This is a genomic window from Haloarcula sp. Atlit-7R (assembly GCF_003666065.1).
Lineage (GTDB): Archaea > Halobacteriota > Halobacteria > Halobacteriales > Haloarculaceae > Haloarcula > Haloarcula taiwanensis.
Genome location: NZ_QXIK01000003.1, coordinates 278,430 through 300,785, shown reverse-complemented (window position 1 = coordinate 300,785; position 22,356 = coordinate 278,430). Strand labels below are relative to the sequence as shown.

At 66.8% G+C, this 22,356-nt stretch carries 22 protein-coding genes and 1 pseudogene; 13 read left to right on the top strand and 10 right to left on the bottom strand.

All coding sequences use genetic code 11. The features are described from left to right. Nucleotides 1-118: 118 nt before the first annotated feature. Nucleotides 119-2,793 (top strand): annotated as a pseudogene (leuS, locus tag D3D01_RS08805) (leucine--tRNA ligase). Here leuS and D3D01_RS08800 read toward each other — a convergent pair. Both D3D01_RS08800 and D3D01_RS08795 read right to left on the bottom strand, forming a co-directional pair. Beyond that, nucleotides 2,794-3,237, bottom strand: a complete 444-nt coding sequence (locus D3D01_RS08800; protein WP_101351341.1) for a DUF123 domain-containing protein — start codon at nucleotides 3,235-3,237, stop codon at nucleotides 2,794-2,796. Nucleotides 3,238-3,244: 7 nt separating this feature from the next. Beyond that, the gene (locus D3D01_RS08795) at nucleotides 3,245-3,535 is read right to left on the bottom strand and encodes a hypothetical protein (protein WP_121511936.1); all 291 of its coding nucleotides are present in this window, start codon (nucleotides 3,533-3,535) and stop codon (nucleotides 3,245-3,247) included. 92 nt (nucleotides 3,536-3,627) lie between these two features. Here D3D01_RS08795 and D3D01_RS08790 point away from each other — a divergent pair, with 92 nt between their 5' ends. The 5 genes from D3D01_RS08790 (at nucleotide 3,628) to D3D01_RS08775 (ending at nucleotide 6,731) form a co-directional block, all read left to right on the top strand. Continuing rightward, complete coding sequence (locus D3D01_RS08790; RefSeq protein ID WP_199725380.1) at nucleotides 3,628-4,260, top strand: rhomboid family intramembrane serine protease; 633 nt, start codon at nucleotides 3,628-3,630, stop codon at nucleotides 4,258-4,260. Nucleotides 4,261-4,358: 98 nt separating this feature from the next. After that, nucleotides 4,359-5,789, top strand: coding sequence for a lamin tail domain-containing protein (locus D3D01_RS08785; RefSeq protein ID WP_121511935.1), 1,431 nt, complete (start codon nucleotides 4,359-4,361; stop codon nucleotides 5,787-5,789). Next, nucleotides 5,789-6,067 (top strand): DUF3006 domain-containing protein, encoded by a 279-nt coding sequence (locus D3D01_RS08780; RefSeq protein ID WP_121511934.1) that lies wholly within the window; start codon nucleotides 5,789-5,791, stop codon nucleotides 6,065-6,067. The genes D3D01_RS08785 and D3D01_RS08780 overlap by 1 nt, the downstream gene beginning before the upstream one ends. A 52-nt stretch (nucleotides 6,068-6,119) precedes the next feature. After that, on the top strand, nucleotides 6,120-6,287 hold the full coding sequence (locus D3D01_RS24025; protein ID WP_198560200.1) for a hypothetical protein: 168 nt from the start codon (nucleotides 6,120-6,122) through the stop codon (nucleotides 6,285-6,287). 138 nt (nucleotides 6,288-6,425) lie between these two features. Next, entirely contained in the window at nucleotides 6,426-6,731 is a 306-nt protein-coding gene (locus D3D01_RS08775; protein WP_101351337.1) for a hypothetical protein, read from the top strand. A gap of 74 nt (nucleotides 6,732-6,805) precedes the next feature. Here D3D01_RS08775 and D3D01_RS08770 read toward each other — a convergent pair whose 3' ends face one another. Both D3D01_RS08770 and D3D01_RS23670 read right to left on the bottom strand, forming a co-directional pair. Beyond that, nucleotides 6,806-7,543 (bottom strand): ribonuclease H-like domain-containing protein, encoded by a 738-nt coding sequence (locus tag D3D01_RS08770; protein WP_121511933.1) that lies wholly within the window; start codon nucleotides 7,541-7,543, stop codon nucleotides 6,806-6,808. 74 nt (nucleotides 7,544-7,617) lie between these two features. Beyond that, on the bottom strand, nucleotides 7,618-7,782 hold the full coding sequence (locus D3D01_RS23670) for a hypothetical protein (protein WP_158598811.1): 165 nt from the start codon (nucleotides 7,780-7,782) through the stop codon (nucleotides 7,618-7,620). Nucleotides 7,783-7,961: 179 nt separating this feature from the next. Between D3D01_RS23670 and D3D01_RS08760 the strand changes: the two genes are divergently transcribed. Both D3D01_RS08760 and D3D01_RS08755 read left to right on the top strand, forming a co-directional pair. Continuing rightward, on the top strand, nucleotides 7,962-8,954 hold the full coding sequence (locus tag D3D01_RS08760) for a hypothetical protein (RefSeq protein WP_233563285.1): 993 nt from the start codon (nucleotides 7,962-7,964) through the stop codon (nucleotides 8,952-8,954). A gap of 43 nt (nucleotides 8,955-8,997) precedes the next feature. After that, nucleotides 8,998-9,372, top strand: coding sequence for a universal stress protein (locus D3D01_RS08755; RefSeq protein WP_121511931.1), 375 nt, complete (start codon nucleotides 8,998-9,000; stop codon nucleotides 9,370-9,372). On the opposite strand, the gene D3D01_RS08750 is transcribed toward D3D01_RS08755, so the two are convergent. From D3D01_RS08750 to D3D01_RS08740, 3 genes are read right to left on the bottom strand one after another with little or no spacing between them, the layout of a single operon-like run. Then, complete coding sequence (locus tag D3D01_RS08750; protein ID WP_121511930.1) at nucleotides 9,369-10,097, bottom strand: AAA family ATPase; 729 nt, start codon at nucleotides 10,095-10,097, stop codon at nucleotides 9,369-9,371. The two genes, D3D01_RS08755 and D3D01_RS08750, sit on opposite strands and share 4 nt — an antisense overlap. Nucleotides 10,098-10,139: 42 nt before the next feature. Next, a complete protein-coding gene (locus D3D01_RS08745; protein WP_121511929.1) occupies nucleotides 10,140-10,568 on the bottom strand; it encodes an HIT family protein in 429 nt (142 codons plus the stop codon). Between the two features lie 34 nt (nucleotides 10,569-10,602). Continuing rightward, nucleotides 10,603-11,226 carry a uracil-DNA glycosylase family protein gene (locus D3D01_RS08740; protein ID WP_121511928.1) on the bottom strand — a complete coding sequence of 208 codons (624 nt, stop codon included), beginning with the start codon at nucleotides 11,224-11,226 and terminating at the stop codon, nucleotides 10,603-10,605. Between the two features lie 84 nt (nucleotides 11,227-11,310). On the opposite strand from D3D01_RS08740, the gene D3D01_RS08735 reads away from it, so the two are divergent. From D3D01_RS08735 to D3D01_RS08725, 3 genes are all read left to right on the top strand, one after another. After that, on the top strand, nucleotides 11,311-11,481 hold the full coding sequence (locus D3D01_RS08735) for a DUF4177 domain-containing protein (protein ID WP_004590398.1): 171 nt from the start codon (nucleotides 11,311-11,313) through the stop codon (nucleotides 11,479-11,481). Between the two features lie 87 nt (nucleotides 11,482-11,568). Beyond that, on the top strand, nucleotides 11,569-14,772 hold the full coding sequence (gene ileS / locus D3D01_RS08730) for an isoleucine--tRNA ligase (protein ID WP_121511927.1): 3,204 nt from the start codon (nucleotides 11,569-11,571) through the stop codon (nucleotides 14,770-14,772). Between the two features lie 107 nt (nucleotides 14,773-14,879). Continuing rightward, nucleotides 14,880-15,110, top strand: coding sequence for a DUF5915 domain-containing protein (locus tag D3D01_RS08725; RefSeq protein WP_233563283.1), 231 nt, complete (start codon nucleotides 14,880-14,882; stop codon nucleotides 15,108-15,110). A gap of 114 nt (nucleotides 15,111-15,224) precedes the next feature. On the opposite strand, the gene D3D01_RS08720 is transcribed toward D3D01_RS08725, so the two are convergent. The 3 genes from D3D01_RS08720 to D3D01_RS08710 form a co-directional block, all read right to left on the bottom strand. Further along, nucleotides 15,225-16,079: a ribose-phosphate diphosphokinase gene (locus D3D01_RS08720; RefSeq protein ID WP_121511925.1), complete on the bottom strand. Its 855-nt coding sequence runs from the start codon at nucleotides 16,077-16,079 to the stop codon at nucleotides 15,225-15,227. A 95-nt stretch (nucleotides 16,080-16,174) separates the two neighbouring features. Next, nucleotides 16,175-16,975, bottom strand: a complete 801-nt coding sequence (locus D3D01_RS08715; protein ID WP_121511924.1) for a hypothetical protein — start codon at nucleotides 16,973-16,975, stop codon at nucleotides 16,175-16,177. A gap of 1 nt (nucleotide 16,976) precedes the next feature. Then, the gene (locus tag D3D01_RS08710; RefSeq protein WP_121511923.1) at nucleotides 16,977-18,314 is read right to left on the bottom strand and encodes a glutamate-1-semialdehyde 2,1-aminomutase; all 1,338 of its coding nucleotides are present in this window, start codon (nucleotides 18,312-18,314) and stop codon (nucleotides 16,977-16,979) included. A gap of 177 nt (nucleotides 18,315-18,491) precedes the next feature. Between D3D01_RS08710 and nasA the strand changes: the two genes are divergently transcribed. Together nasA and D3D01_RS08700 are read left to right on the top strand one after the other, a co-directional pair. Next, on the top strand, nucleotides 18,492-20,612 hold the full coding sequence (gene nasA, locus D3D01_RS08705) for an assimilatory nitrate reductase NasA (RefSeq protein ID WP_121511922.1): 2,121 nt from the start codon (nucleotides 18,492-18,494) through the stop codon (nucleotides 20,610-20,612). A 320-nt stretch (nucleotides 20,613-20,932) separates the two neighbouring features. Then, nucleotides 20,933-22,255, top strand: a complete 1,323-nt coding sequence (locus tag D3D01_RS08700; RefSeq protein WP_121511921.1) for an MFS transporter — start codon at nucleotides 20,933-20,935, stop codon at nucleotides 22,253-22,255. Nucleotides 22,256-22,356 lie beyond the last annotated feature (101 nt).

Sequence of the window (22,356 nt, the reverse complement as noted above, 5' to 3'; positions counted from 1 at the left end):
TTTCTGCCCGCAACAGTAGCACAAGGTTCTGGCTGTACACAATAGCAGTCCCGTTGGGGCAAGCCCCTTTTCAGAGCCGAACACTGATGTGCGCCGCCGGCACAGGACGAGGTAGCAAATGTCGCGCCGATATGACCACGCTCGGGTTCAGGAGTACTGGCAGCAGGCCTGGGAGCGCGAGGGCGTTTTCGAGTGCCCCGCTGAAGCTGACGACCCGACGTACGTACTGGGGTGTTCCCGTACACGTCCGGCTCGTTGCATATGGGACACATCCGGAACTACGCCATCACGGACGCGTACGCCCGGTACCGGCGGATGGCCGGCGACGACGTACTCCACCCGATGGGGTGGGACGCCTTCGGCCTGCCGGCGGAGAACGCGGCCTACGAACGGAACACGGACCCCGAGTCCTGGACCCGAACGTGTATCGACCAGATGAAAGACGACCTTCGGGAGATGGGCTTTGGCTACGACTGGTCTCGGGAGATCACGACCTGCGACCCCGAATACTACCAGTGGAACCAGTGGCTGTTTACCCAGTTCTACGACGAGGGTCTGGTTGACTACGGCGCGGCGACGGTGAACTGGTGTCCGGACTGCGAGACAGTGCTTGCCGACGCACAGGTCGAGACGCCGCCGGAAACCGACGAAGGCGAGACGATTGCCGGCACCGGCCACAGCCATACCCACGGTGGTGTCTGCTGGCGTTGCGGGACCGGCGTGGAGCAGCGCGACCTCGACCAGTGGTTTTTCGCCATCACCGACTACGCCGAGGAGCTGTATCACGGGCTGGACGACCTGGAGGGGTGGCCTGACGGCGTCCGGGACAGCCAGCGCAACTGGATCGGCCGACAAGAAGGTGCTCGCGTCGCGTTCTCCATCGACCACGACGACCACGACACCGTCGAGGCGTTCACGACGCGGCTCGATACGGTCTACGGCGCGACGTATCTGGCACTGTCTCCGGGCCACGACCTCGCCCGAGCGCTCGCCGAGGCGGACGAGGCCGTCGCCGAGTACGTGGAATCAGTGGCGACTACGGACGACACCGGGATGAGCGGCGTCGAGACGGACCTCACCGCGACACACCCCTACACCGGCGAGGAACTGCCGGTGTACGTCGCGGCGTACGTGCTGGACGACGTGGGCACGGGCGCGGTTATGGGCGTCCCCGCTCACAACGAACAGGACCACGCCTTCGCCGACGAACACGATCTGCCCGTACAGCGGGCTGTCGAACCGGTCGATGGCAGCGGGACGGACCTGCCACACGCACCGTACACCGGCGACGGGATGCTCACGGGCAGCGGCGAGTACGACGGCCTCGCCAGTTCCGCCGCCCGCGAGCGCCTGTGTGAGCACGAGGCCGCCGAGTCCGCAGTGACCTACCGCCTGCGGGACTGGCTCATCTCCCGCCAGCGCTACTGGGGGACGCCCATCCCCGTCGTCCACTGCGACGACTGCGGCCACGTCCCCGTCCCCGAGGAGGACCTGCCGGTGGAACTGCCCGACTACGTCCAGACGACCGGGAACCCGCTCGATGCGGCTGCGGAGTGGAAGCGGACGACCTGCCCCGACTGCGGGGCCGACGCGGTGCGGGAGACGGACACGATGGACACGTTCGTCGACTCCTCGTGGTACTTTTTGAGATACCTGTCTCCACACTTTGAGGACGCCCCCTTCGACCAGCAAACCGCCGACGAGTGGCTCCCGGTCGACGTGTACGTCGGCGGCGAGGAACACGCCGTCCTCCACCTGCTGTACATCCGCTTTTTCGCCCGGGCGCTGTCGGATATCGGCCTGCTGGACCGCGAGGAACCGGTCGAGCGGCTCATCAACCAGGGGACGGTGCTTCACAGCGGCGAGAAGATGTCCAAGTCGAAGGGCAACGACATCGCGCCCCACGAGTACGGGGCCGAGACGACGCGGCTGTTCGTCCTCTCGGCGGCCCACCCCTCGCAGGACTTCGAGTGGACCGTGAAGGACGTCTCGACGGCCTACGACTTCCAGCAGACGCTGTATCGCCTTGTCACGGAATACACCGACCGAACGGAGACACGCACCGAGAGCACCGACCACGACGCGTACTTGGAGCGGGAAATCGACCGGACAATCGCGGCCGTCACCGAGGAGTACGACCGCTTTCGCTTCCATCGTGTCATCGGCGAGATACAGCGGTTCGCCCGGCTTCTGGGGCGCTACGCGGGCTACGACCGGCCCTACCAGTTCGCCTACGGCCGCGGCCTGCGGGTGCTCGCTCGTCTGGTTGCTCCGATTGCACCGTTCCTCGCCGAGGAGATGTGGCAACTGCTCGACGAGGACGGCCTCGTCGCCGAGAGCCGGTGGCCGGAACCGCTCCGGGACGTTGACAACTACCGCATCGAGCGGCAGGTCGTTCGGCGGACGCTCGACGACGTGCGCGAAATCACGGAAGTCGTCGACATCGACGAACCGAACGAGATCGAACTCGTCGTCGCCGCCGACTGGAAGTACCGGGCCTACGAGATCGCCCGCGAGTCCGATCCCGACGCCGCCATCGTCGGCGAAATCATGGCCGACGAAGACATCAAACAGCACGGTGACGCGGCCGCCGAGTTCGCCGACCGCCTGGCCGACCGCGGCGCGGGACTGGAACCGATTATCGACGGCGAACGCGAACTCAACACGCTCCAGCAGGCCGCGTGGCTGTTCGAAGACGAGTTCGACTGCGACGTGGTCGTCCGGCGGGCCGACCCCGACGACGACCTCGCGGCCAAGGCACGGCCGAACAAGCCCGCGATTCACATCTCCTGACTACTCGTCTGTGGGCGCGTCGCGGACGGCCTCGTGGGCGTCGGTCACCGCGCCGACCAGCTGTGCCCGCTGCGCGTGGTGTATCAGATGCGAACGACAGTCACAGTCAGAACAGCCGAAAGCGTCGATACGCTCGAACCCCTCGGCCGTCGGGCCGTCGACCCGCCGGGCGACGGCACACTCGACGTCGGCCTCGGTTGTGACGACCCGCTCGACGGTCGTCGCTGCGTCACCGAGCAGATAGTCGATATGCCAGTGCCGGGTGTCGTTGTCGCCGGCGGCGACCGCGCGGTGGCGGTCGATGCGGCCGAAGCCGCCGCTGCCCAGCGCGCTCCCAGTGTAGGCGTACCAGCCCGCCGGGAACGTGAATTCGCCAAGCGCGCCGACCGTAATCGGTCCACGGGCGTCCCGTTGGAGTACCAGCGTGTAGGTTCCGCCGGGCATGGCCCGCTCAGGTCCCGATATCGGGGTTGGCCGCGAGGTCGCCGAAGCCGTCGATGCGGAACTCCCGGGAGTCGGTGCAGTCTTCGCTCTCGGCGGCGAGTTCGCCGACGACCCAGTTGAACCGGCGCTGGAACCCGTCGTAGGGTGCGTCCGCGAGCAGGTCGGTGACGCGGTCGCTCGTCAAGTCCTCGTCGTACTCCTCGGCGAAGTCGTCGATGTTTTCGGCGGCTGCCTGTGCGATGTCGTCGTCGGTCTCGTTTGCGAACGCCGCAGTGAGGGCGTCAGTTAGCTCGGACATACGCGAGGTAACGCCACGCTGCCACGTATGCGTTCTGCAACGGTTCGGGGCGTCCGAGCGTTTCTTGTATCGAGGGCAACAATATCAGCGAGATGAAGCCGCTGCGACAAAGCCCAACCGTGGTCACGCTGGCCGTCATCTGTACTGTGTTCCTCGCACAGCAGGCCGTCGGCGTAGTGGCCGCGCCGCGGAGCCTGTTCGCCCTTTCTCCTCCGCTGCTCAGCCGTCCCTGGACGCTTGTCACCAACGTGTATGCACACGCTGGCCTGCCCCACCTCCTCGCAAACGCCGTCGGGCTGGCGCTCGCTGGCGCTGTCCTCGAACGCCGGACCTCGCCACTCCGGTTTCACGCCTTCTTCGTCTCGACCGGCGCACTCGCCGGAGTTTCACAGGTCTCGATAGCTGGCCTCGTCGGCCCGTTCGTCCCCGGGATGGTCAGTCACGTCTCCGTGCTCGGGGCCAGCGGCGCGGTGTTTGCGCTTTTCGGATACCTGCTTGCCGCCAATCGTCTGACTGACACTGTCATCGGCAGATTCGAACTCGCGCCGCGCGTCCAGCTGGCACTGGCTGGCGTCGTCGCCGCCGCGATCACGATTGCCACCGCGAACCCCGGCGTCGCGCTTATCGCACATTTCACCGGCCTTTTGCTGGGGTTTCTTGCCGGGCGCGTCCACCTGCTGCAGCCGACGGACTCGCCGCAGACACCCGAGGCCGCCAACTACTGAACGGCGTGCTGTTGTTCCGGGAGCACGACGCCACGCACTGTCTCGCGGCATGTAATTGGTAAGTGCTACCAAATAACCCGGGCGCGTAGACAGACGGAATGGTATGGAGTCGCGGGGTTGCGTCAATAGCCGTCGCAGTACTGTTGGTACTTGCTGGGTGCGGCGGGTTCGTGGCGAACGGGATTGACAGCGGCGCGACCCAGCCGACCGCAACCGAGACAGCGACGCCGGACTCCTCCTCGCCGGTCGCAGCGAACGGGACGCTAGAGGTCCATTTCATCAACGTTGGCCAGTCGGTGGCGACCTTGCTGGTCAGTCCCGACAACGAGACGATGCTCATCGACTCCGGGGATTTCACTGACGACGGTGAGTACGTCCTGCAGTATCTCGACCGACAGGACATCGACCGCGTCGACCACTTCGTCGTCTCACACAATGACGCCGACCACATCGGCGGCAACGCGGCCGTCATCAGGCACTACAAGACCGAGGAAAACGGCGTCGGCGCGGTGTACGACCCCGGTATCGCCGCGAGTACGCAGACCTACGAGCGATACCTCGACGCTGTCGACGCCCACAACGTGACGCTGTACGAGACCCGCGAGGGCGACCGGATTCGGTTCGCTGGCGTCGAGACGACCGTCCTCGGCCCGCCGGAGCCATACCTCGAAAACGGGGACCGAAACGAGAACAGCATCGTCCTCCGGGTCGAGCACGGTGAGACGAGTTTCCTCTTTACCGGCGATGCGGAGGACAAGCAGGAGGCGTATCTCGTCGACACCTACGGAGCAACGCTCAAGGCCACCGTGCTAAAAGCCGGGCACCACGGCAGCGCGTCAAGCACGAGCGGGGCGCTGCTCGACGCCGCCGACCCCCGGACGGTCATCGTGTCGAGCGCCTACGACTCCCAGTACGGCCACCCCAGCAACGAGACGCTCGCGCGGCTCGCAGCGCGGTCGGTGCCGACGTACTGGACCGCCACCCACGGCGACACTGTGGTGACAAGCGGCGGGACCGCCGTGACCGTCAGCACGCAACGGGCCGCACCGACCGACCCGCTGTCGCTGCGTGCCGGCGACCCGATTGCCCCCGGCGCGACCGACCCCGTCTCGGAGCGTGCGACCTACCGCGCCGGCGTGTCGGTCCGGGCCGACACGCCGGTCGTGACTGACGGTGGAACGCCCGCCGAAAACACGAGCGGGGACCTGGTCGTCGACCGGATTCGCGCCGACGCCGCCGGCGACGACCGGGACAACCTCAACGACGAGTACGTCGTGTTCCGGAACGCGGGCGCGGCCCCGCTTTCGATTGGCGGCTGGACGGTCGCCGACGAGTCTGGCCGCACCTACGCCTTCCCCGAGGGGGTCACCCTCGGCCCCGACGAGACCGTTACCCTGCACACCGGCAGCGGCACCGACACGGCTACCGACCTTTACTGGGGGTCCGAGCGTCCGATATGGAACAACGGTGGCGACACTGTCACCGTAACCGACGTCGACAACGAGACCGTACTCGAACGGAGTTACTAATGATACCTGATGGAACCTACACCGCCGTCGTCGACCGAATCGAGGAGGGAATCGCGACGCTCGAACTGGAGGCCGAGGACGACCTGTACGCCCTCGACATCGAGGCGGCCGAACTGCCGGCCGAGGCGCGGACGGCCGACGCTGTCCTCGAAGTAACCGTCGCGGACGCGGCGCTCGCGGACGTGACCTACGAGGCCGACGAAACCGTCGACCGGGCGAGCGAGGCCCAGCGCCGGTTCGACCGGCTTTCGAAGCGGCCGCCGCGGGACGGGGAGTGAGACGCGCCGTAGGAGGTTGGTAACAATACGTTTAGCGTGTGTAGCTCGTCGTATGTGGAACAGTGACATAGAGACGGCCGACCCACCGCTCGGGAAGTGCCCGGCCTGTGACGTGACGATTCCGGCGGCGAACCTCGTCATCGCCTACGACACGGCCGGCGACTGGCCCCGGATGCTCGCCGAGTGCCCGGACTGTGCAGGCGCCGTGAACCCGGTGTGACACCCGATGACACCGACTGGGACGGTGAATACACGTAGCCGCGCCGACGCGTCCGCTTATATGTGTAGCAACCACCGATTAGGTGCGGTATACTGTTGTTTCGACCGATGATACCGAGGCCAGACAGGGTGAGCGACGGTGGGGTCGTCGAACAGCGATAACCCCTCGCTCCCCCGCCAGAGCGACACCGACAGCCTGGGGGCGACGGACGCCGGCCGATACCTCGATACGCTCGCGTTCGCGGCTCGGGGCGTCTGGACCGTGACGCTCGCCGGCGTCCGTCCGGTCGCGTTCTGGAGCGCGGTAGTGTTGCCGCTTTGCTATCTCCCGTCGCTCTACGGCGTCGGCACGGGCCAGGACACGGGGCTGTTCGTCGAACTCGTCGCCTGGCACGTCGCGGCTATCCTGCTCGGCCACGGACACACGCCCTTCTGGAGCCGATAGCCGACCCAGTCGGGCGTCGGCTCCCCGTTCCACCTGAAACGATGGGGGTATGGTGACGGTTCCCGTCCGCGGTCTCAACCGACGAAAACTTCTTCGTCGAGGCGCTCGGTCGCGGTTTCGGCCAGCGTCTTGAGGTTCACTGTGTCCTCCCGGTTGTACGACACCAGCGTTTCGAGTGCACCGTCACGGCCCTGCTCGTGTTCCCGCCAGAGACGGACCGCGTCCCGGCCCGAGATGTCCGGCCGGTCGCGCTCGATGCCGATGTCCTGCTCGACCTGTTTGAGCCCGCCCGAGAGCCCGATTTTCTTGCAGGTGTACATGAGGTCCAGGTGCGGCCGGTCGAGGTCGACGTCGAAGTTCGCTTCGAGGAAGGGCACGTCGAAGCGCTTGCCGTTGAACGTCACCAGCAGATCCGCGCCGTCGAACGCGGCCCGGAGGTTCTCGGTCGTCAGGTCGTCGCCGGCTATCAGCGTCTCTGTGTCGCCGTCCTGGTGGAGGCTCACCGTCGTCACCTGATTTCGGTCCTGGTCGAGTCCGGTCGTCTCGATGTCGAAGAAACAGGCCCGCTCGCGGAAGGTCTCGTACAGCCGCCAGCGCTCGCTGCTGGGAAACGCCCGGTCGAAGTAGGCCACGTCGGTCTCGGCGACCCGCTCGCGCCCCTCGTCGATGAACTGCTGGATGTGGTCGCCGCGCTGGCCGCCGACGACTGACGGTTCGAACTCGTCCCAGTGGGTGACGCCCTGCTCCCAGATGGACCGCTCGGTCTTCTCCCCGACGCCGTCGGTGCCGATGAAACTGTTCTCGACGCGCACGCTCTCGGGTACAGGTTGGGCTGTATGTAAGCCCGTCGGTGACGCCCCCGGGCCGGCGGTCGGTCGCGTCCGACCTACTTCCCACACATCGCGAGGATGCTGTCGTACGCGGACTGGCTCTCGAGCGGGAGCACGACCGTGCTGCCGCAGTTCGAACACGCCGTCCGCGACCGCTCGAACGTCCGCTCGCAGAACGGACAGACGAACCGTGACGCGCCGACGGTGTCGGTTCCGGACATGGTCGTACGCGGCGTCCCGTCCCTGAACGTCTGTCCGCTACGTGCATACAGCGGCCGTGGTCACGTCACTATTTATATAGCGTTTCTCGGACAGCGAAGCCGAGTCCGGCCGGTACGTCACCGCTGAGTGGCCTGTCTCGCCGCCAGTTTGATTACACGCTCACGTCGACAGTTGGCGTATGGGTATCGGTGACAATTCAGGACAGGGGCCCAGGGCAGGCCGACCACTGCTCGCCCGCCTCGCTGGTAGACTGGGCGCGTCCGGCGACCGCTCGACCGGGACGCCGGCGGTCTGGGGGCCGCTCACGTGGTTTGCCGTCGCCGTCGTCGCCGTGGAACTGGTCGGACTGCAGGGGTATCGCCTCCTCACCGGGCAGGTGTTGACGTTCGTCCAGAACCCGCTGTGGCTGGTCAGACCGCTGGTGTTGCTCGGGGCCGCGCTCGCGACGGAGTCGCTGTACCGTCGCTACGACCGGGCGCTCGCCCGGAGCAACATCGAGGCGCGCGTCGACGACGCCTCGCGGTTCGACGGGCTGGTCCCGGACCGCCTCGTCTGGCTGCTCGTCGGCCTGGGGACCGGCTTCACGCTCGTCAACGCCGTCGTCATCCTCACCGTCCCACAGCTCTACGCCGCCGGCGGCGCGACGCGGGTGTTTCGCTTCCTCGTCGTGACGCTCGATTACTTAGACCCCGAGCAACTGGGCGGGATGCGACCGGTCGGTGAACTGGTCAAAGTGGCTTACTACTACCTGATGGTCGGGCTCGTCGCCTACGCCGTCGCGACGTACGGGCCGCACATCCTCGGCGGGGCGCTCGGTTACAGCGCGCTGGACGCGCCCGGCCTCGCGGTCAACGCCGCGTTCACCGCCGTCTGGGTCCTGTCGGTCGGCGTCATGGCCTACGGCATCTACGTCCTCCACCAGCACATGGCCCGACAGAAGCGCGAACTCCTCTACGACCTCGACAGGCGGGCCAGGGACCACGTCGACGCGCCGTGGGACATCCGGTCGTTCGACGCGCTCAACCCCCCGGCGGAGTACCGCCGGTACCGCAAGCAGGTCGAGTTCGTCACCGGGACCAAGGAGTACCCGGCCACGTTCACGATGTGGACCCAGCTCGTCGTCGGCGTCATGATACCGAAGGCGCTCCAACTTCTGCTGGCGGCCGTCTGAGCCGGGCGAAAGCCCGAAGCCGGGCGGGACCCCACGGTAACCTATGACGACGTTTCTGCTCGCCACCGGCTCCGTCCACGTCACCGCGGCTGCCGCCGACTACCTCCAGGACCGACTCGACCCCGGAGCCGACGACGAAATCGTCGTGGTCGCCGTCCGCGACCCCGACGCGCCGTCCCGCGACGCCGGTGACGCCGTCAACGTCGCCCGCTCGCGGCTCGCGGCGTTCGCGCCCACGACGGAGACGCGGGCGGGCGAACCTGCCACGGAGCTACTGGCGGCCGTCGACGAGCACGACCCGGACGAACTCGTCGTCGGCCCCCACCGCGGGACCGACGACAGCGACGGCGTCGGATCGACGGCCGCGGAACTGCTCGCTCGGGTCGACCGTCCCCTCGTCGTCGTTCCGCTTCCCTAGCGGGAGAACAGTCCGTCGTCCTCGAAGGTCAGGCCGAGGTCCGTATCGAGCAGGTCCTCGGTCATCTCGGCGACGGCCGGCGCGACCTCGGTATCGGGGTCGGTCGCGAGCGGCCTGGGCGCGGCCGCTCCGATGTGACCCACCGTGTGTGCCGCGTCCTCGATTGGTTCGGCGTCGTCGCCGGCCACACGGGTCGCGACGACGGCCGTGGCCGGCGCGCCGATGTCCCGCAGCCGGCCCCGCTGTCTCGGGAGCAGGTCGCTGCCCCGCTGGCTCGCCGGCACAACGAGCGCCCGCCGCTGTGCGGTCGTGACGGCGGCGACGGCCGGGTTCGACGCGACCGGGGGCACGTCCAGCAGGACGTGGTCGAACCGACCGGTCAACTCCTCGATGGCCCGTTCGAGCGCCTGTGCGCTCTCGGCGGTCTTGGCGCGGGCGAGGCGCTCGAAGGGCGCGTGGGCCGGACAGAGCGCGACCCGCCCGTCGGCGTCGATATCCCACTCGAACAGCGCGTCCTCGACCGGCGCGTCGCCGACCGCCACCGCGGTCACGTCGGCGTCGAGCCGCCCGTCGACGTACGTGGCCAGCCCCTGCGTCCCGAAGGCCGCGTCGACGACGGCGACGGACCGCCCGCCCCGGGCCAGCGTCGCCGCCGCCTCGACTGTCAGTCTCGTCGTGCCAGCACCACCGGTACACCCAACGAACGCGAGCGTCGGAACCCCCATGCGTCGCTGTTGGCGTATCTTTCGATAAAAGGATACGGAATTTTAGTCCCGCTGGGCGACGATGTCGCTCTCGATGGTGTCAAGTTCGTCCTCGGAGAGGTCGGGCCGGTCGGTGACCAGCGCGTGAATCGGCCGGCCGCCATCGTCCTCGAAGCGCGGGACGATGTGGCCGTGGACGTGGGGGACCTCCTGACCGGCTTCCTCGCCGTTGTTGAACGCCACCGTACTGGCGGGGGCGTCGACGGCCGCCTCGACGGCGGGGACGAGTTCGTGCAGGGTCGACATGACCGCACCCGCCACGTCGGCGGGCGTGTCGTTCAGCCGCTCGTGGTGGGCCTTCGGGATGACGAGCGTGTGGCCCGGCGAGAGGGGGTTGGCGTCCAGAAACGCCAGTACAGTGTCGTCCTCATAGACGGTGCGGCCGGGGATGTCGCCGGCGACGATCTGACAGAAAATGCAGTCCTCGCTCATAGTCGTCCCTGCGTCCGGCGGTCACAAGAAGGTTCTAGGTGTCGGCGACGCGCGCGACCGTCTCGGCGATGGCGGCAACGTACTCCTCGTAGTCGTAACCCAGCCGCGAGAGCCAGACCTCCTGATACGACGGGTGGAGCAGCGGAACCACGGGGACGCCAAGCGCGTCGCTCCGACGGGGGTTGAGCACACTATCGAGGAAACCGTCGAGGGTTGCGTTGTCCAGTGCCAGCACTGTCTTCGCCGCGTGCTTGCCGGTGGTCAGCACGGCTGCCGGCTCGATTGCTTCGACTTCCTCGACGAGGTAGGGGCGGCAGTTTGTTAGCTCCGCGTCGGTCGGGTCGCGGTTCTCCGGCGGGTGGCACTTCACGGCGTTGGTGTAGTAACAGTCGTCGTGGCCGAACCCAGCGTCGGCCAGCACCTGCCGAACTTTCCGGCCGGAACGCCGCGAGGTGTAGGCCATCCCGGTCAGGTTGCCGCCCTGCCAGTGCTCGGCCTCAGGGTCGCCGTCGGCGGGGGCCTCGCCGACGACGACGAGGTCGGCGTCCAGCGGACCGTTGCCCCACGAGATACAGGTCCGGCTCTCAGCGAGTTCGGGGCAGCGCCGACACTCGCCGGCGAGGGCGTTGCGCCGCCGGTCGTCGGGGAACTCGGGCACACGCGAGGGCACGGCCGTCGGCGGCAAAGCGGTGGCGGTCGCTACCACAAGACGTTTGCCGCTGGTGGCCGCCACGGCGCGTGTATGCCCTCCTACGAGTACAAGACGCTCGATGTCGACACCGGCATGTTCGGCGGCAGCAGCGTCCCTGTCGACGAACTGAACGACCTCGGTGCCGACGGCTGGGAAGTCGTCGCGCCGATAACGGAAAACAGCGGCCAGACCGCCGGGTTGCTCCTCCAGCGCGAGCGCTGACCCGCGCCGCGAGGCCGGCGGCCCCGCGGTCTGAACGGCATACACACAATCGATTGTCCTTTATTGCCGGCGGCGGATGAAACGGGTATGGAACGTTTCGCCGCTGTCGACGACCAGTACGACCCCGAGGACGTGGAGGAGGGGGTCTTCTCCTACTGGGACGACGTCGACGCCTACGAGCAGACGAAGGCCCACCGGGCTGACGGCGAGGACTACTTCTTCGTTGATGGACCGCCCTACACCTCCGGCGCGGCCCACATGGGGACGACGTGGAACAAGACCCTGAAGGACTGTTACATCCGCTACCTGCGGATGCAGGGGTACGACGTCACCGACCGGCCGGGCTACGACATGCACGGCCTCCCCATCGAGACGAAAGTCGAGGAGCGACTCGACTTCGAGAACAAAAAGGACATCGAGCGCTTCGGCGAGGAGAACTTCATCGAGGAGTGCAAGGACTTTGCCGAGGAGCAACTGGAGGGGCTCCAGTCCGACTTCCAGGACTTCGGCGTCTGGATGGACTGGGACGACCCGTACAAAACAGTCAACCCCGAGTACATGGAGGCCGCGTGGTGGGGCTTCCAGCAGGCCCACGAGCGCGGCCTCGTCGAGCAGGGCCAGCGCTCCATCAACCAGTGCCCGCGGTGTGAGACCGGCATCGCCAACAACGAGGTCGAGTACCACGACGTGGGCAAGCCCTCCATCTACGTGAAGTTCGACCTCGCGGACCGCGAGGGCAGTCTGGTCATCTGGACGACGACCCCGTGGACTATCGTCGCCAACACCTTCGTCGCCGTCGACGGCGACCTCGACTACGTGGGCGTCGACGCCGAGAAAGACGGCGAGACGGAGCGCCTCTACGTCGCCGAGGCCTGCGTCGAGGACGTGCTGAAGGCCGGCCGCTACGACGACTACGAGGTCGTCGAGGACCTCACCGGCGAGGAGATGATCGGCTGGGAGTACGACCACCCACTGGCCGAGGAAGTGCCGGACCACGCCCAGGGCGAGGGCTCCGGGCAGGTGTACACCGCCGACTACGTCGAGGCTGACCGCACGGGACTGGTCCACTCCGCGCCCGGCCACGGTGAGGAGGACTTCGAGCGCGGGCAGGAACTCGGTCTGGAAATCTTCTGTCCGGTCGGCTCCGACGGCGTCTACACCGAGGACGCGGGCAAGTACGCCGGGACCTTCGTCCGCGACGCCAACGACGATGTCATCGACGACCTCGACGACAACGGCCGCCTGCTCTCCAGCGAGGAGGGCCACACCGTCCGCGAGGGGCAGTGCTGGCGCTGTGACACCGACATCGTCCGCATCGTCACCGACCAGTGGTTCATCACGGTGACCGACATCAAAGAGGAACTTCTCGAAAACATCGAGGACAGCGAGTGGTACCCCCAGTGGGCGCGGGACAACCGCTTCCGTGACTTCGTAGAGGACGCCCCCGACTGGAACGTCTCGCGTCAGCGCTACTGGGGCATCCCCATCCCCATCTGGTTGCCTGAGGACTGGTCCGGTGACATGGACGACGCAATCGTCGTCGGCGACCGCGAGGAACTCGCCGAGCGCGTCGACCAAGACATCGACCCCGAAAGCGTGGACCTCCACAAGGGCACCGTCGACGACCTCACCATCACCGAGGACGGCACGACCTACACCCGCGTCGGCGACGTGTTCGACGTGTGGCTCGACTCCTCGGTCGCGACGTGGGGGACCGTCGACTACCCCGAGCGGACCGAGGACTTCGAGGAACTGTGGCCCGCCGACCTCATCATGGAGGCCCACGACCAGACCCGCGGGTGGTTCTGGTCCCAGCTGGGTATGAGTACCGCCGCGACGGGCGAAATCCCGTACAAGCAGGTGTTGATGCACGGCTACGCCAACATGCCCGACGGCCGCGGGATGTCCAAGTCGAAGGGCATCCTGGTCGACCCCCACGAGGTCATCGACAAGCACGGCCGCGACCCAATGCGGCTGTTCCTGCTGTCGGTGACCGCCCAGGGCGAGGACATGAACTTCTCGTGGGAGGAGACCGCCGAGATGCAGCGCCGGCTCAACATCCTCTGGAACGTCGCGCGCTTCCCGCTGCCGTACATGCGGGCTGACGACTTCGGCCCCGAAGAGACTACCGTCGAGGACGTGCGCGACGACCTCGAACTCGTCGATGAGTGGGTCCTCTCCCGTCTGCAGAGCGTCGAGGCGGCGATGACCGAGTCGATGCACGACTTCGAGAACGACAAGGCGGTCGACGAACTGCTGGAGTTCGTCGTCGAGGACGTCTCCCGGTTCTACATTCAGGTCGTCCGCGAGCGGATGTGGGAGGAGGAAGACAGCGACTCCAAGCAGGCCGCCTACGCCACGCTGTACCGCGTGCTTGAGGAGGTCGCCGCCCTGTTCGCGCCGTTCACGCCGTTCGTCGCCGAGGAAGTGTACGGCGCGCTCACCGGGGAATCGGGCCACCCGACGGTCCACATGTGCGACTGGCCCGAGGCCGACGAGGACCTGCGCGACCCCGCCCTCGAACGCGAAATCGAGGTCGTCCGCGAGGTCGAGGAGGCGGGGTCGAACGCCCGCCAGCAGGCCGAGCGCAAACTCCGCTGGCCCGTCACGCGCGTCGTCGTCGACGCCGACAGCGACGACGTGGCCGACGCCGTTCGCGCGCAGGAGGCCATCATCGCCGACCGACTCAACGCCCGCGCCGTCGAAGTCGTCGGCGCTGACGACGAGTGGGGCGAACTCCAGTACTCCGCAGAGGCCGACATGAGCGAACTCGGCCCGGCCTTCGGCGACGACGCCGGCCGCGTGATGAACGCGCTCAACGAGGCCCGCGTCACCGAGCAGTCCCTCGATACCCTCGAAGGCACAGTCTCGGAAACGCTCGACGAGGACGTCGCCCTCACCGAGGCGATGGTCGAGTTCCGCCGCGAGACGCCCGACGGCGTCACCGGCACGGAGTTCGCCGCCCTCGACGGCGGCGGCGTGGTCTACGTCGACACCGCGCTCACCGAGGACATCGAGAGCGAAGGCTACGCACGCGAGGTCATCCGCCGGGTTCAGGAGATGCGAAAGGACCTCGAACTGGACATCGAGGCGCGCATCGTCGTGGACCTCAGCATAGACGATGAGAGGGTCTCCGAACTGGTTTGGAGACATGAAGACTTCATCAAAAACGAGGTTCGTGCCGATGAGTTAGACGGCGTCGAAGATGGCCATCGCAAAACCTGGGAGGTTGAGGGTGTAGAGATGGAAATTGCGATTGCACCGGTGGCTGCTGCCGAAGTGTCTGATTAGAACAGCACGCGACCAGCGGGAGCGTGCTGCTTTTTCGCCCACGTTTTTCGAGGAGCGGTTCGCGAGTATCGCGAGCGAACCCGACGCTGAAAAAGGTGGCAGCCGAGATGCGCAAGGACCTCGAACTGGACATCGAGGAACGGATTATCGTTGACCTCGACATCGATGACGAGCGCGTGGCTTCGCTGGTCCGCGAGCACGACGCCCTCATCAAAGAGGAAGTCCGTGCTGACGAGCTAAACGGCGTTGAGGACGGCCACCGAAAGACCTGGGCGGTTGAGGGCGTAGAGATGGAGATCGCGATTGCTCCGGTCGCGGCTGCCGAAGCGTCGGACTAGTCCGGCACGCGAACAGTGAGCAGGCTTGACGCAGGCGCGCGGCGAGTAAGAACAGTCGCGAGCCATACTGGCTGCTGAAGCATCGGGGTAATGCACCCCTAAAACAGAGTGTGACTACAACTGGTCTGCGACGACCGGGGCGGCGCTGACCTCACTGACGGCGCGTTCGAGCGTGTCCGTCCCGTAGACGGCCTCGACGCCGGCGCTGTTGAGTTTCGTCAGGGCGTTGCTCGCCAGCATCGGGTGGACGCAGGTGACGAACACCCGCCGGGCGTTCCGCTCGTCGAGGACCCCGACGGACTCGCTCATCGTCGACCCGGTGGCGATGATGTCGTCGACAAGCACCACGTCCCGGCCCTCGACTGGCGCGTCGCTCGGTCGGATTTCGATGTCGCCGGTTTCGTAGTCGCGGTCCTTCTCGAAGAAGTCGGTCTCGCCCTTGCCGTAGGCGTCCCGGACCGTTCTGGCGAGGCCGATCGCGCCCTCGTCGGGCGAGAGAAAGAGCGGGTCGTCGAGGGCGTCCGGCAGCGGGTCGGCGAGGACGCTCGCGGCGTCGACGTGGGCTGCCGGCACATCGAAGAAGTCACAGATGGCCGGCTCGTGGGGATTCACCGTCACCACGCGGTCGGTTCCGGTCGAGATTGCGCTCGCCATCGCCCGCGAGGAGACCGGCTCGCCGGGCTTGAACGCCTCGTCCTGCCGGGCGTAGCCCATGTACGGGAGGACGGTGACGACCTCGCTGGCTCCGCTCTCGCGGGCCGCGTCCTGCAACTGGAGCACCTGTACGTGGGCGTCGCTGTCGACGGTCGAGGCGACGACGACGGCCCGCTCGCCTGAGACCGCCTCGGGCACGCGGACGACGTGCTCGCCGTCGGGGAACCGCTCGTACTCGACCCGTCCCAGCCGCTCGCCGGTCGCCTCGGCGAGAGTCGCCGCGAACGCCTGCGTGTCAGCTCCGGGGATAATCATGTGCGGTGGGTGGCTGCCCGGGCTAAACCCTGTTTCGGTTCTGTAAGCGGGTGTGGCGCGTCAGACAGGCACGCGGCCGATTCGTGCTGTCGGGGTCAGACCACGGCGACGCCGACGACGTCGGGGACGCCCAGCGAGCGCTGTCGCCAGCCGCCCTGACCGTCGGCCGTAGCCTCGGCTACGGTCGCCACGAGGAAGGTCCCGTTCTCGGTGATGGCGTAGGTGTCATCGCCGTGAACCGCGTCGACCACGCGCTCGTCGACGGGGAGGGCACACGGCTCCCAGCCCACTTCGGTCAGTTCGTACAGCCCGTCCGCCGCGGCGGCGTGGACGCGCTCGCCGTCGGCGGCGACGGCCCGGTGGCTCCCAGACCGGACCTCGGTCCACGCGCCGCCGTCTCGGCGGTAGAGCCCGCTCTCGGTCGCGGCGTAGTCGCCGGCCACGTCGGTCGCGTCGGCCAGTCCCAGCCGGTCCAGCGACGGCAGGGCGTAGACGCCGTCGGCCGCGGCCAGCAGGTCGCCGTCGATGGCGCGGACGCCGTCGACGGCCCCGAGGTCAGTCCACTCGCCGTCGGCGTAGCGGGCGACGCGGCCCTCACCGGCCGCGAGCAGGCCGGTCTCGTCGTAGCCGACGGCAGTGGCCGGCCCGAACCCGGTCGGGACGAAGCCGTCGTCGGTCGACACGAGCACGCCGTCGTCGGTGGCGACCGCGACCTCGCCGCTCGCGCCGGCCACGTCGCGAGCGGTACAGCGCTCGCTCAGGCTGAACCGGCCTATCTGGCCGCCGGCGGTCTCGACGCGGGTGACGCCCAGTCCCGACGCGACGTACGCGTGGGTCTCCGGACGCTTCTCCCCGTACATCCGCTTTTCCGAGAGTGCGATGTCGTCGTCGCTCACTTCATATCGCCTCTTTGTATGCTTCGAGCGCATTCTCTATGTCTTCACCTGTGTGGGCATCACAGATGAACTGTGACTCGAACTGGTTCGCCGTGAGGAACACGCCCCGGTCTTTCATTGCGGGCCAGAACAGCCGCTCCCAGCGCTCGGTCTCGGCCTGTGTCACCTCGCCCCCGGTCTTCGGGCAGTAGTCGAAGCGAGGGCAGGACTCCCGCTGTCGGCAGCCGGCCTCGCAGTGCCCCTCGAAGGTGTCCGGCCCGTCCCGGGTGAAGATGACCTTGAACATCGAGTCCCGGCCCACGACGGTGTACTCGGGGGCCTGGTCTTCGAGGATGTCCTGCAGGCCCGCCCGGAGGCGCTCGCCCAGCGCGTTGACGTGGTCGTATACATCGTGTTCAGCCGCATACCGAAGCGTCTCCAGCCCGGCGGCCATCGTCACGGGGTGGCCGGAGAACGTGCCCGACTGGAACACGTCGCCGGCGGGCGTGAACTGCTCGATGATTTCGCTCTTGCCTCCGATTGCGCCCACGGGGAAGCCGCCGCCGACGATTTTCCCGAAGGTGGTGATGTCGGGGTCGATATCGAACGCGCCCTGGGCGCACTGGAGGCCGCCGACGCGGAAGCCGGTGATGACCTCGTCGAAGATCAGCAGCGAGCCGTGGGCGTCACACAGGTCCCGGAGGGTCTCGTGGTAGCCCTCGACCGGGTGGACGATGCCGTAGTTTCCGAGGATGGGTTCGGTCAGCACCGCGGCGATGTCGTCACCGTGTTCCTCGAACACCTCGCGGACGGCCGCCTCGTCGTTGAACGGCACGGTCAGCGTGTGCTCGGCGAAACTCTCGGGGATACCGGGGCTGGAGGGGGCGGTGTGGTCGCCCTCGCCCTCGACCAGCGTCGACTCCTGTGCGCCGTGGTAGCCGCTCTGCATCACGACGATTTTGTCGCGTCCGGTGTAGCCACGAGCCAGTCGGACCGCCGAAACCGTCGCCTCGGTCCCGCTGTTGACGAACCGTAGCATCTCGACGCTGGGGACGTGCCGGGTGACGAACTCGGCCAGTTCGACTTCCACCTCGGTGGGCGCGCCGTACATCGGCCCCTCGGCGGCGTGTTGCTGGATGGCCGACTGCACCTGGTCGGGCAGGCTGTGGCCCAGCAGGAGCGGGCCATAGCCCATGACGAAGTCGATGTAGCGGTTGCCGTCGGCGTCGACGACGTGTCCGCCGTCCCCTTTCTCGACGAAGAACGGATAGGGCCGCGTCGCTCGCACGGAGGAGTTGACGCCGCCCGACAGCACCGACAGGGCGCGGTCGTACAGCGCTCGTGACTGCTCGTGGTTCATACGTCGGCGTTTGGCCGCTGTCAGAAAGAAACTGTTGTTACCTGGCGGTGCTATCGATCTAGCGGACGGATGTCACATCCTCACTGGTGAAATAAGTATTTCGTAAAGAGTCACCGTTATAAAGTGTGTGTTCGTCTATTCAAATACGACAATGACATCCGAAACAACTGCAATATTATGGAAAAATGGACAAACAGGCGTCTGGATGGCGCGTGGGTGGCTGTGAGCGACTGGGTGCCAACGACGTGTATGCGGTGTGCGGTTGGCTGTGGACACATGCACCAGGGCGCTGACGAGGGCTACGGCATCGACGCCGCCCGCGGCGACGCCGCCCACCCGGTCAGTCAGGGACTCGCCTGTGCGCGCGGTCTCCGGGAGAGCAAGGCCCCTGACGGTGAGTGGCTCACACGGCCGATGGTCCGCAGCGGCGGGGAACTCCGCCAGACTCAGTGGGACGTGGCGCTGTCTCGCGCGGTTGAGGGACTTCAGGCCGCCTCCCAGCAGGACCCTGACTCAGTCGCCGTACTGGGCAGCGGCCAACAGACCAACGAGGCCGCCTACGCGCTGGGGAAGGTCGCCCGCGGCGGCTTCGGGACGCGCAACTACGACGCCAACACGACCCTGTGCATGGCAAGCGCCGTCACCGCCTACTACCAGGCCTTCGGCAGCGACGCGCCACCCTGTACGTACGCCGACATCAGTGACGCCGACCGCCACGTCATCTGGGGGGCGAACCCGGCGGTCGCCCACCCCGTGATGTTCCGCTGGATTCAACAGGCCGCCGGCGAGGACGGCGTCGAAATCATCGTCGTCGACCCCGTCCGTTCGGAGACCGCCGAGAACTCCGAACACCACGTCGCGCCCGCCCCCGGCAAGGACCTCGCGCTGGCCAGGGCTGTGCTCGCCCGCATCGTCGAGACAGGGCGGGTCGACCGCGCGTTCGTCGACGCGGCGACGGAGGGCTTCGAGGACCTGCTCGCGGCCCTGCCCGACGCCACGGATGCGGCCGCCGAGGCCGGCGTCGACATGGCAGACGTGGACCTGCTGGCCGACGTGATGGACCAGCGGACGCTCGTCTACTGGGGCATGGGCATCAACCAGCACGTCCAAGGGACCGAGACCGCCCGGGCGCTCATCGACCTGACGCTGGCGACGGGGAACCTCCGTCCCGGCGGCGGGCCGTTCTCGCTGACCGGCCAGGCCAACTCGATGGGGACCCGCATCTGCTCGTCGAAAGGGACCTGGCCCGGTCAGCGCGCTTTCGAGGACCCTGACCACCGCCGCCTCGTCGCCGACCACTGGGACGTGCCCGTCGACCGCCTGCCCGACGACAACGGCCCCGGTCCCGTCGGGATGCTCGAAGGCGAGCCAGAGGCCGTCTGGGCCGTCGCCACCAACCCCGTCGCCGGGATGCCCGAGGCCGAGAGCGTCCGCGAGACGCTCGAAGACGCCTTCCTCGTGGTGCAGGACGCCTTCCACACGGAGACGACCGAGGTCGCCGACGTGGTCCTGCCCGCCGCGACCTGGGGGGAAAGCGACGGGACGACGACGAACATGGAGCGGACCATCTCCCGCGTCCGGCCGGCGACCGACGTGCCAAGCGGCGTCCGGCAGGATATCGACATCATCGCCACCATCGGCTCGCGGCTGTTCCCCGGCCTGTTCGAGAGCACGTCGCCGGACCCGTCGGCCGTCTTCAACGAGTTCACCGCCCTCACCGAGGAGACGGTCGCCGACTGCTCGGGCATCACCTACGAGCGTCTCGACCAGAACCACGCCGTCCGCTGGCCCGCGCCCGACGGGGAGAGTTCCGGCGGCTACCGCTACTACGACCGCGACGCGGACGACAGCGAGTCGTGGTCGTTCTCGACCCCCTCCGGGCTGGCGCAGTTCTCGACGGGCCGCCAGGGGTCGCTCCCGGAACCGACCGACGAGGACTACCCGCTGACCCTGACCACCGCCCGCGAGGCCGACGGGTACAACACCGGCGTCCGGTCCCGCGGGGGTGAGGCCGGGCCGCTGGTGGCCCGCATCCACCCGGAGACAGTCGAGGAACACAGCGGTCTCGTCGACGACGGGACACTGACCGTCGAAACGCGCCGCGGGTCCGCGACAGTCGCCATCGACCGGGACGAGGGCGTCCCCCGCGGCATGGTGTGGCTCCCGATCCACCACCCGGCGACGAACCGGCTGACGCTCTCGGACCGGGACCCCCAGTCTGACGAACCGAATTTCAAACAGTGTGCCGCCCGCCTCGCTGCCCCTGAAGCTGAACTGCCCCCGGCCACGGCCGATTGAGCCGATAGCAGGCGCATTTCCGATATCTCGACGACACGCGCTTCTCCAGCGATGTTCGAATTAATCAAAATATGTCCAATTATTCCCCTGTGTGCTGGGCGTTCAATGTCCTTAAACAGGGGATATCCGATGATATATTTGCGGTCTATCCATTCTGAGGGATGAGAATAGCCGTTCTGTAAAGGGTTACTGTTATTAAATGGTGGGACTTTCGAACTTCATGTACTGATGTGGGCACACATCCAAAATAAACTCGGATTGGTGGACAAAAAATCGGCAATAACTCCAAATAGCGCGCAGTCCGTAATCTGGGTGTCAGTATGGGACTGATCAAGATGACGAAGTACCGGACGCTGTTGCTGGCGACCATCGGATTCAACTTCTCATTTCTCATCTGGTTCTCTTTTGCGCCGTTTACCGGTCCGATGGCCGAAGAGTTCGGGCTCACGACCGCGGAAATCGGTATCCTCGCCAGTTCGGCTATCTGGATGGCACCGTTCGGACGGATGCTCACCGGGTGGCTCTCCGATAAGTTCGGCGCGCCAGCCATCTTCGCCATCGTGTTGGCCTACGTCGGCGTGTTCTCGATAGGGAGCGCCTTCGCACAGGACTACTCCGTGTTCTTCGTGCTCCGGCTCATCGTGGCGACGGCCGGCATCACGTTCGTCATCGGCATCCAGCACGTCGCCGAGTGGTTCGAAGAGGAGAACCTCGGCCTGGCGGAGGGCATCTACGCCGGCGTCGGGAACGCCGGTGCCGCCGGCGGGGCGCTCATCCTCCCTCGCGTGTTCGGGACCGGCTGGAGCGGGCCGCTGTTCTCGACAAACTGGCGGGCCGCGTTCTTCTACACCGGCATCGTCTCCATCCTCCTCGCAATCGCCTACTACACGCTGGGCGAGGCTGCGAAAAGCGAGGCGAAGCGTCAGGCGACCAAGGAAAACACCAACTTCAAAGGCTGGCTCCACACGGCCACGCGCTACGGCACCGTCGTCCTCGCCGCCGCGTACATCATGTCCTTCGGCCTCGAACTGTCGATGAACGGGTGGCTCGCCACCTACTACCGCGAGGCATTCAACCAGGACAACCTCGTCATCGCCAGCACCTTCGCGGCGACGTTCTCGATTGCCGCGGGCCTGCTCCGACCCTTCGGCGGCTACGGCAGCGACCTGCTGGCCCGCAAGGAGAAGAACATCCTGCCCTTCTTCGAAGGACAGTACCGCGAGCAGTGGACGTTCCTCGGGCTCTGTTTCATCGTGGTGATGATGTTCGCAATGACGCTGGCCGGCCTCTCCGGGGTCCTGATGAACGCCGTCGTCGTCGGCTTCCTCGTGGGCACGGGCTGTGCCTGGGCTGAAGGCGCCATCTTCGCGCAGGTACCGGCGATGTTCCCCAACGACTCTGGCTCAGTTGCGGGCGTCGTCGGCGGCGTCGGCACCGTCGGCGGCATCGTCTACCCGCTGTTTTACTCCGCGCCGTGGCTATCGAACCTCCACATCGGGTACTCTGTGACTGCTCTCACCATGCTCCCCATCGTCGCGCTGTCGGCGTGGGTGTTCCGGCCGGAGATCGCGAAAATCGCTAACACGGCCGGGTTCGTCGGGAGCACGCAAGAAGGCACTACTGTCGCCTCCGGCGACGACTGACGCCTCGGCTGCTGTCCCTGCTGCATTCTTTCATTTTTCATGTTAACTAGTGGCACGCCTACTGCGTTGCGTCCCGCAGTCCGTCGGTTCGGCACGCGCGA